The 652-nt window shown below is 68.9% G+C and carries 1 protein-coding gene; it reads right to left on the reverse strand.

All coding sequences use genetic code 11. From position 1 onward, the window contains the following. A partial coding sequence (gene groES, locus CCN72_RS32660; RefSeq protein WP_086811814.1) for a co-chaperone GroES occupies positions 1–260 on the reverse strand: 260 nt, incomplete at its 3' end. Between the last annotated feature and the right edge of the window lie 392 nt (positions 261–652).

Raw genomic sequence — 652 nt, forward strand, 5'->3', positions numbered from 1 at the left:
TCCTCGCCGTTGTACTTCACCTCGGTGCCGCCGTACTTGCTGTACAGGACGACGTCGCCGACCTTGACGTCGAGCGGCAGGCGCTCGCCGTTCTCGAAGCGACCCGGACCGACGGCGAGGACGGCGCCCTCCTGGGGCTTCTCCTTCGCCGTGTCCGGGATGACCAGGCCAGAGGCCGTGGTCTGCTCGGCGTCGAGCGGCTGGACCACGATGCGGTCCTCGAGCGGCTTGATGGCAACCTTGGTGCTGGCGGTCGTCACGATCCGACCTCCCCCTTCGGAGATCTCACGGGGTTAACTGTCTGAGGTGGCGACCAGGTCGATCCGTCGTCGCGGGTGCCGGACCTGCCCGTCGCTTTGTTGGCACTCTCCAGTGGGGAGTGCCAGAGCCGAGACTATGACCGGGATTAGCACTCGGTCAAGCGGAGTGCCAATGACGCCCGGCGCGTCGGCCGATCTTGGGCAACTGGAGCGGGCTCGGCACCGGAGTTTTCCCCGCCGTACCAGGGGCTGCGCCCCCGGACCCCCGCTGTCGGCCTGCGGCCTCCGTCCTCAAACGCCGGACGGGCTGGAAGGACTACAGGTAGTCCTCCAGCCGTGCCGCCGTTTGAGGACGGAGGCCGCAGCCCGACAGCGGGGGTCCGCGGGCGCAG

It is taken from the genome of Streptomyces murinus, from assembly GCF_002154555.1.
Lineage (GTDB): Bacteria > Actinomycetota > Actinomycetes > Streptomycetales > Streptomycetaceae > Streptomyces > Streptomyces murinus.